Origin of the sequence: Thermococcus sp. 101 C5, from assembly GCF_009372125.1 — an archaeon.
GTDB lineage: Archaea > Methanobacteriota_B > Thermococci > Thermococcales > Thermococcaceae > Thermococcus_A > Thermococcus_A bergensis.
The window spans coordinates 1-5,823 of the sequence record NZ_WHIZ01000085.1 but is presented as its reverse complement, the minus strand read 5'-3'; the positions used below and the strand labels follow the sequence as shown (position 1 = coordinate 5,823).

5 protein-coding genes and 1 tRNA gene are annotated in these 5,823 nt (G+C 43.2%); 3 read left to right on the top strand and 3 right to left on the bottom strand.

Annotated elements, in window-relative coordinates; translation table 11 throughout:
• The first annotated feature begins 158 nt into the window (after positions 1–158).
• Positions 159–236, top strand: a tRNA-Glu gene (locus GBV73_RS10200).
• A gap of 113 nt (positions 237–349) precedes the next feature.
• Here GBV73_RS10200 and GBV73_RS10195 read toward each other — a convergent pair.
• Entirely contained in the window at positions 350–2,377 is a 2,028-nt protein-coding gene (locus GBV73_RS10195; protein ID WP_152881148.1) for a hypothetical protein, read from the bottom strand.
• 109 nt (positions 2,378–2,486) lie between these two features.
• Between GBV73_RS10195 and GBV73_RS10190 the strand changes: the two genes are divergently transcribed.
• Together GBV73_RS10190 and GBV73_RS10185 are read left to right on the top strand one after the other, a co-directional pair.
• Positions 2,487–3,485 carry an iron ABC transporter permease gene (locus tag GBV73_RS10190; RefSeq protein ID WP_152881150.1) on the top strand — a complete coding sequence of 333 codons (999 nt, stop codon included), beginning with the start codon at positions 2,487–2,489 and terminating at the stop codon, positions 3,483–3,485.
• A complete protein-coding gene (locus GBV73_RS10185) occupies positions 3,478–4,200 on the top strand; it encodes an ABC transporter ATP-binding protein (protein ID WP_087037416.1) in 723 nt (240 codons plus the stop codon). Before GBV73_RS10190 ends, GBV73_RS10185 begins: the two co-directional genes overlap by 8 nt.
• 5 nt (positions 4,201–4,205) lie before the next feature.
• Here the strand turns inward: GBV73_RS10185 and GBV73_RS10180 are convergent, their stop codons facing one another.
• On the bottom strand, positions 4,206–4,730 hold the full coding sequence (locus tag GBV73_RS10180; RefSeq protein WP_371717092.1) for an NTPase: 525 nt from the start codon (positions 4,728–4,730) through the stop codon (positions 4,206–4,208).
• Between the two features lie 47 nt (positions 4,731–4,777).
• On the bottom strand, positions 4,778–5,707 hold the full coding sequence (locus GBV73_RS10175) for a cell wall-binding repeat-containing protein (protein WP_216643945.1): 930 nt from the start codon (positions 5,705–5,707) through the stop codon (positions 4,778–4,780).
• Positions 5,708–5,823 lie beyond the last annotated feature (116 nt).

The window sequence follows — 5,823 nt, the reverse complement described above, 5'->3', positions numbered from 1 at the left end:
GAATGCCACGCTTTCAGGGTCTTTGAGTCTGTGATCCCATCTGGGGATCACGACAACCACCTGAAAGAATTCAGCAAAAACCCTAATAAAGGTTACTATAAACACGCCCGTTTTGAGCGAAAACTTTTTAAATACATCTCAACGTTAGGATATTGGACGCCCCGGTGGTGTAGCCCGGTCAAACATGCGGGCCTTTCGAGCCCGCGCCCCGGGTTCAAATCCCGGCCGGGGCACCATAAAAAACTTTTCTGAGAAAATTCCATCAAAACTCGCATGTGTTTTATGTTGTTTTGGGATGTCAGGCTTTCAGTATTTAAAAAGAAAAAAGAAACGAAACTCATCTAAGATCTCAGCTTGTTAAAAATTCTGCAAGCAGGTTTACATAATCTTCATTTACTCCCTCTGAATACGTCAACACTTTCTCCCCTGTTTGGTACCTATCTTTTCCAGCCAGCACTATTACTATCTGCCCTCTCTCCCAGACGTCTCTCTTTATGAAGATTCCCTGTTTTCCGTTGATTACCTTTTCTTGTTCGTTCTCATCCAAGACCTGCTTTACGTATTCACCAACTCCATCATAGGCTTTGGGACCGCCGAGGATTATTATGATTTTATTCTTTTTGTAGGTTTCAAATTCTTCTGGCTTTGCCCTTGTTACCGTTGCTCCCATCTTTTCGAAGTGTTCTTTGATGTATTGCCCTTTTATGTTCCAGTCAATATCGTTGGATAGCACTGTTACTTGAACAATTGGCGCAAAAGTCTTTATTGGTTCAAAGTTTGATGCCCACTCCACAATGTCTTTTAGGGCCAGCAGCTCTTCTTCTCCACCAGCCTCTATTTCAAAGGAGATATAGGCACTCCTTATCCCGTCTCCGCGGTATTTCTCATCCCTTGTTATAACTGCAGAGAGGTAATCTTTTGAAAGGGCATCCAGGCTCACAATGTCCCTGTTTATTGCACTCAGCAGACGAACTCTCTCGATTACCGGACGGTTGGGGGTTAGAGTCACTCCAGTGCCCCCTACTTGGAGTTGTATATCATCATCTGTAAACCTTAGATTTTTCAGGGCATCAACAAGCGGGAAGTCCAGTGCATATACCCCTCTGGCTGGTTTTGAATGACCGAATATTTTCTCTTGGAGACTGAAGAACTCCAGTATCTTATCCTTTTCTACGGTTTTCTTTTCTCTTATCGCATCTCTGGCGAAGTTTAAACTCTCTGGGGGTAAAATGTACTGCCATCCAAATGCAGAATCAGTCGCGTTGGAGAACTCAATGGATGAGACACTTTTTATGAGGCCTATGTTTTTGATAATGAGTCTCTCTGCAGAAGGAATGAACGGCAGTATAGTTGGGATTTCAAATATTGCATAGTTTCCATTTTCGGCACTTTCTTTTTTAGCTTCCTCTATTACTGGTAGGAGCTCAAAACCAAGCAATGTTGCTAGGCTTCCCTTTTCATAGGCATCAAATGTTCCTATATGGGAGACAGGCCCTATCTGGATCAGCTTCTCACCATCGTAAACAGCCCCGTCGAATAACGTTCCGTGAGTTGCGACTATCCCTGCGTTGTTTTCTCTAAGATACCTGATTAAGCCTTGGACATCCTTAATCTCCCATCTTTTTAGCCATAGGTTGGATAAAATCACGACTTTAGGCTGAACTTCCTTAAGAGCAGTTGCAAGCTCTTCTGGGGAAACTATTGTGATATTGTAATACTGCGCGAGGTACTCCCAGTGGTGCCGTTTTAAGAATCTTGAATGAGTGAGGAATGGCTTTACTCTATCGAGCTCTTCTTTGTAGTCACTTAGATCCACTGGATATATCTCTGTTGCGTTGACAAGGAGTTCTATGTTCTCCGCTCCTTCCATGAAAAGCTCCTCTCTTACGGAGGGATCAACGATGAGCACGCGCTTCTCTGAGGGCTTTACGACAAAATATTTTCCAATGATACTCTCGCTTACATGACCTTCCTTATCTTTTACAGCTACCTTGAACTCCACTACACTCCCAGCTTTTTGTGAGGGGATAGTTGCTTTCCCGTAAAATGTCCTCAGGATTGCTGATCTGTTGTATATCCTGCCGACTATCGAATTGTATATTTCCTCGTTTTCATTTATGGTGGCGGTTTTTACTGGCCTTATCTGCCATTCACCGTAATTTATTCTATAATAGAAAGTGACTTCTTCAATGTCCAAATCCTCAATAACATAGAAATATGCAGTGTACTCCTCTCCTTCGGGTATTGAGAAGTACTTCGGGTAGGGGTTTCCGAGGATTACCAGAGACGGTTGTGGGTTTTCTATTAATACCTGCCCTACTGTAAAGTTAGACATAGCTAAGAGCAAAAATAGGGCGAGACTTAAAGCTTTCTTCATTATGAGATCACCTATATTGTGTTATGCATTAACTGTATTTATACCTTCTTTAGCTTAGAGGAGGATAACTTTTTATACCCTGTTTTGGATAAATAATCCAGTGGTAATCATGAAGAAAATTGCCCTGCTAGTCCTATCATCAGTAGCCCTCATCCTTTTGGGGATAGCCGTTGGCCCAGTAAAGATACCTTTTCAAGATATTCTTTCTGCGTTCAGTTGGGATACTCTAAAGGGGGCATTTTTGGATCCAAACTCGCTTAATGGGAACAGCTACATTGTTCTCCAAATAAGATTGCCTAGGGTTTTATTGGCGTACCTTGTTGGAGTAAGCTTGGCATCAGCTGGCACAGCTTCTCAGGCTCTCTTTAAAAACCCGCTTGCAGATCCGTATATAATAGGGATAAGTGGAGGAGCTGCAGTTGGAGCTTCACTGGCCGCTTTATATTTCCCCCAATATATGAGTGTTTTTGCATTGGTGGGTGCTTTCTTGGCAGTTGTTGTGGTGTATAGGATTGCAAAGGTTAATGGTCACATCCCAGTGGACACGCTGCTCTTGGCTGGAATCGCCTTAGGGTTTTTTACAAATGCTTTAACGTCTTACTTCCTCTATGTGGGGAGAGACAGAATCCACAATGCGATCTTTTGGCTTATGGGGACGTTTAACGGATCCGATTGGGGAGACGTCAAAATGGTTTTGTTTTCGTGTGTGGTAGGAGTTAGTATTTTGCTTTTCAGCTGGAGGGAGTTAAATCTGCTCCTTTTAGGAGAGGAGAGCATTTCGATGGGGCTCGATATAAACCGCTACAGAAAAATAGTGATTGGTGTCATATCTCTTTTGACGTCTTTTGCCGTAGCTACCAGCGGGATAATAGGTTTCGTGGGTTTGATAAGTCCCCATGCCATGAGGATAGTATTTGGCCCGAATCATAAGAGACTTTTACCCGCTTCGGCCCTTTTTGGGGGGACTTTAATGGTTTTTGCCGACATATTTGCCAGAATAATCCTAAAACCAGCAGAAGTTCCGGTGGGAATTATTACAGCTCTCTTTGGAGCCCCGTTTTTCCTGTATCTCCTCATAAAGAAAAAGAGGGGTGAGCTGTTTGGATAAGCTTGAGGTTAATGTGTCATTTTCCTATGGCGAAAAGCAGATTTTAAAGGATGTGGAGTTTTCAGCTAGAAAGGGAGAGCTTTTAGCAATTGTAGGGCCCAATGGTGCCGGGAAATCAACCCTTCTGAAATGTTTAGTTGGAATTTTAAAGCCTTCTGGATATGTCAGGCTAAACGGTTTGGATTTGTTAAGTTTAAAACCCAGAGAACGAGCGAAGTACATTTCTTATGTTCCGCAAAGTTCGTTTCCAGAGTTTGCGTTTACAGTTGAAGAGTTTGTCGAGCTCGGCACGTATGCAACTAGGGGCAGCGTGGAAGAAGCATTAAGAAAGGTGGGAATGTGGGAGAGAAGGAAAGAGCTTGTAACAAAGCTGAGTGGGGGAGAATATCAGCTGGTGCTGATAGCGAGGGCTTTAGCTCAGGGAAGTGATGTTATGTTGCTTGACGAACCAACTTCCCACCTTGATATCAATCACGCTCTCCGGATAATGAATCTTTTGAAGGGCATCAAAGACGAGAAAATCCTTGTGGCTGTTATGCACGACTTAAACCTTGCTTTGAACTATGCAGACAGGGTTGTAGTTCTAAATAAAGGGCAGATTCAGTGGAGCGGCAAATCTTCCGCCCTAACCCCAGAGGTTCTGGAGGGGGTATATGGTGTAAAAGCGAAAATAGTGGATGTGGAAGGGCAGAGGGTAATTGTTGCTTGGGAATAAAAAGTTTAAAGCTTTAGAAGGGTCTTCAGGCTGTCAGCGATTTCCTGCCTTATATGCTCCCTGTTCTCAGGTGTTAAAACGTAAAGCTTTCCGTAGTCCCTGAATCGCATGGCATAATTTCTGTGGACTGTCGCTAAAAGTGGTTTTTCGCTCTTAACAGCTTTTTCCACAGCTTCTGCAAACTCCCTGCTCTTGTATTCCATTGCACCGATTTCGTCGATTATTATGAGGTCTGCATCCTCAAGAGCCCTTTTTATTGCAGAGACCCCAACGCGGTTTAAATCCTCAAGATTCACAACGTACTTCCCCACTCTCGGATAACCATCTCCAACCCAGGCCAATATACCTTCTTCACCTGTGTCGAGGGCTTTAATTTTGAATCCAACCCTTCTACCCTTTTCTCTCACTTCCTGTGTTATAAAGCCACCAATTTTTAAGTTGTAGGCTTTCAGTTCCTCGGCAACTCTTAGGGCGAGGGTTGTTTTGCCCACTCCTGGTAAGCCTGTGATAAAGATTTTCATAAGACTCACCGAATTATAAAAAGAAAAGCAGAGGTTTAATAATTTGGTGCTGTATGTTATGGTCTGCTCGCTATTGGAGCCCCTATCCTTTCTCTCCATCTCTCTCTAATCATGAGCTTTTCCCCGTGGAATCTTTCTCTAACCATGTTTCTTAGCTGGTTGAGCAGCTGTTCGGCCTCTTGGTAGTTTCCTTTTTCATACGCCTCTCTTGCTTTCTCTAGCAGTCCTTTTTCCTCTGTCATATTGAGCCCAATGCTTTCAAATCTTTCTATAATGCTGCTCAGTTTTTCTATTCTGACCCTAACCCTCAAAGTTTGATTTGTTTTCAGCGCCAGCTGTATTTGTTCGCTTGCCATTCTGATCACACCTTCCGCGTGGGCTTTTGCAGCTATTGCCTGTCCGTAAGCTTCTCCGTAGTTTCCACTTTGATAAGCTTCCCTAGCTCTCTCAATTTCTTTAGTGGCAAGCTCTAAAAGTCTTTCCGCAGCCGGGAGCGTAGTAGTGCTGTTCTCCAACAATTTCCTAGCGAGTAATGTCTTATTTTCCGCAATTTCTATGGCTTCCCATACTATCTCTGCAGTTATGTTTGCCTGCTCGTCAGTAATGTTTGCCCTAACTCTGTTTCTTATTTCATTTCTAACTCTCTCGGTTATGTTTTCTGAATATGGTGTTTTTATGATCACCACTGATGTTACTCTGATTGTTGCCAGTATCTGGGTCTGGTTCTCGGTTCTGTTGGCGTCTACATATATGGGGAATGCCTTTTCAATCTCTGCCTTTTTGATAGCCCCTATGTCTCTTCCGTGGGCGATGACTATCTTAGTGCCCTCCAAGAGCTCTGGATAGTTCTCTAAAATGTACTGAAGCACCTGAATATTTGTTTCGTACCTGTCGTTGCCCCATATTCTGACCCATCCTATCTCCATTTCGTTTAGGTCATCTTCATAGTTTCTTGGCACTGCTGCTGGCCCTCCGATTATTAGCACCTTGTCTGGGCTGTTCTCTAAATGGTTAAAAGCGTGAAGTTTAAATATTTTGACTTAGTATTTTTTAATGGGTGGTTTAGTGTGCCTAAGGCGACCTTTGTTATTAGTGAGGAAAC